The sequence below is a fragment of the Dietzia sp. E1 genome, assembly GCF_014145015.1.
Taxonomy (GTDB): Bacteria; Actinomycetota; Actinomycetes; order Mycobacteriales; family Mycobacteriaceae; genus Dietzia; species Dietzia cinnamea_A.
The window spans coordinates 1-2,648 of record NZ_JAALDU010000503.1; the positions used below are offsets into that span (position 1 = coordinate 1).

A 2,648-nucleotide genomic window follows, 5' to 3' on the forward strand; every position below is an offset into this window, starting at 1 on the left:
GCCCTCTTCGCCTCCGCCCGCTGGGTCGTCGGCCTCGCGGAGACGTGGAAGGGCCGCGGGATGCCGTCATGGCCCCGCTGGCGGAGGTGACCCCAGCTCCCGAGGGCAAGCGCGCGGAGCGCGTGCGGCAGAACTCCCCAGAGTGACAATAGGTCAGCCACTACTGTATAGTTCAGTGCATGCTGACTATTGCTTCTCGCCTCGACGTCATGAACCGGCTGGGCCGGGCCATGGCGGACCCGACGCGCTCCCGGATCCTGATGACCCTGCTGGACGGGCCGAGCTACCCGGCCGTGCTCTCGCGCGAGCTGGAGCTGACGCGCTCGAACGTGTCGAACCACCTGACGTGCCTGCGCGACTGCGGGATCGTGGTCGCCAAGCCCGAGGGTCGGCAGACGCGCTACGAGATCGCCGACCCGCACCTCGCGGCGGCGCTCACGGCGCTGGTGGACGTGACGCTGGCCGTGGACGAGCACGCGCCGTGCGTGGACGCCGAGTGCACTGTGCCGGGCTGCTGCGGGACGGGAGCGGGCGCGTGAGCGCGGCGTGCGGCTGCGACGAGCCGGAGACCCGGGTCGGCGAGGAGGCCGAGGAGGAGCGGGAGCGTCCGTGGTGGCGTGACCGCGGGATCATGGTCCCGGTGCTCTCCGGCCTCGCCTTCGGCACGGGCCTGGTCCTGGAATGGACAGGGGCAGAGGTCCCGGCGCTGGTGGCGTTCTGGATCGGCCTGCTGCTGGGCGCGTCGACGTTCACGCCCGGCGCGATCCGCAAGCTGTTCAAGGGCAAGCTGGGCATCGGCCTGCTGATGACGATCAGCGCGGTCGGCGCGGTGATTCTCGGCTACGTCGAGGAGGCCGCCGCCTTGGCGTTCCTGTACTCCATCGCCGAAGCGCTGGAGGACAAGGCCATGGACCGCGCCCGCGGCGGGCTGAGGGCTCTCCTCAAGCTCGTCCCGGAGACCGCGACCATCCGGCGGGACGGCGCGCCCGCGGAGGTCGCCGCGAAGGACCTCCAGGTCGGGCTGCTCATGCTGGTGCGCCCCGGTGAGCGGATCGCGACCGACGGCATCGTCCGCACGGGCCGGTCGAGCCTGGACACCTCCGCGATCACCGGCGAGTCGATCCCGGTCGAGGTCGAGCCCGGCGACGCGGTGTCGGCCGGGGCGATCAACACCGCCGGTGCCCTGGAGGTCGAGACGACCGCGGCGGGCACGGACAACTCGCTGACCACGATCGTGGAGCTGGTCGAGCAGGCGCAGGCCGAGAAGGGCGACCGCGCCCGCCTGGCCGACCGCATCGCCCGGCCGCTCGTGCCTGGCGTGCTGATCCTCGCCGCTCTTGTCGCGGTCATCGGCTCGCTGCTGGGCGACCCCGAGCTGTGGATCACCCGCGCCCTCGTGGTGCTCGTCGCCGCGTCGCCGTGCGCGCTGGCGATCTCGGTCCCGCTGACCGTCGTCGCCGCGATCGGCTCGGCGAGCAGATTCGGCGTGATCATCAAGTCCGGCGCGGTCTTCGAACGGTTCGGCGTGATCCGCCACGTCGCCGTCGACAAGACCGGCACCCTCACCCGCAACGAGCCCGCCGTCACCGCCGTGCTCACCACGGACGGCGTGGACGAGGCGCAGGCGTTGGCGTGGGCGGCGTCGCTGGAGCAGCACAGCACCCACCCGCTGGCCGCCGCGATCACCGCCGCCTCGCCCGGAGCTCCCGCCGCCCTGGAGGTCACCGAGCAGGCCGGGCACGGCATCGAAGGCACCCTCGACGGGGCCCGGGTCACCGTCGGCAGCCCTCGCTGGCTGGACGCGGGGACGCTTAAGGACCAGGTCGCGGGACTGGAGGAGCAGGGCATGACCGTCGTGATCGTGCACCGCGACGGGGTCCCGGTCGCCGCGATCGGGGTCCGTGACGAGCTGCGCCCCGAGGTTCCCGAGGTCGTGCGCACCCTCGCGGCCCAGGGCGTCGGGGTGACCATGCTCACCGGCGACAACGCCCGCACCGCCCGCGCGCTGGCCGCGCAGGCAGGGATCGAAAACGTGCGCGCGGAGCTGCGTCCCGAGGACAAGGCCGCCGCCATCAGCGAGCTGAGCAGGCACGGCTCGGTCGCGATGATCGGCGACGGCATCAACGACGCCCCCGCCCTGGCCGCCGCGGACATCGGCATCGCCATGGGCGCGACCGGCTCCGACGCCGCGATCGAGTCCGCCGACGTCGCCTTCACCGGCCACGACCTGCGACTCCTCCCGCGCGCGTTCGACCACGCCCGCCGCGGCAGGCACATCATCAACCAGAACATCATCCTGTCCCTGCTGATCATTACCGCGCTGCTGCCGCTGGCCCTGTTCGGCGTACTCGGCCTCGCAGCGGTGGTGCTCGTGCACGAGATCGCCGAGGTGATAGTGATCCTCAACGGGCTCCGCGCCGCCAGGACGAGGAAGTAGGAGGGATCATCGAGTGCTATAACTCCGACATGTGCTATGGCGATCCGGTAGGCGCCGCGGGCGCCCCAGTCGGGTTCGCCGAGGCCGGCGACGACGCGGTGCCAGCGCAGCAGCTCGAGGAAGTGCGCCTCGCCTGTCTGGTCGGCCGCGTGTCGGATTCGGTCCACCAGCTCGTCCACGCCGGCACCGTAGCCGGGGCCTCCGACACCGG

General features: G+C 72.2%; 3 protein-coding genes. All 3 read left to right on the forward strand.

The features are described 5' to 3' along the window. Nucleotides 1–179 precede the first annotated feature (179 nt). The gene (locus G6030_RS14690; protein WP_182638483.1) at nucleotides 180–539 is read left to right on the forward strand and encodes a metalloregulator ArsR/SmtB family transcription factor; all 360 of its coding nucleotides are present in this window, start codon (nucleotides 180–182) and stop codon (nucleotides 537–539) included. Further along, on the forward strand, nucleotides 536–2,437 hold the full coding sequence (locus tag G6030_RS14695; RefSeq protein ID WP_182643627.1) for a heavy metal translocating P-type ATPase: 1,902 nt from the start codon (nucleotides 536–538) through the stop codon (nucleotides 2,435–2,437). The genes G6030_RS14690 and G6030_RS14695 overlap by 4 nt, the downstream gene beginning before the upstream one ends. 29 nt (nucleotides 2,438–2,466) lie before the next feature. Beyond that, the coding region (locus tag G6030_RS16300) for a hypothetical protein (RefSeq protein ID WP_206680919.1) at nucleotides 2,467–2,648 on the forward strand (182 nt) is incomplete at its 3' end.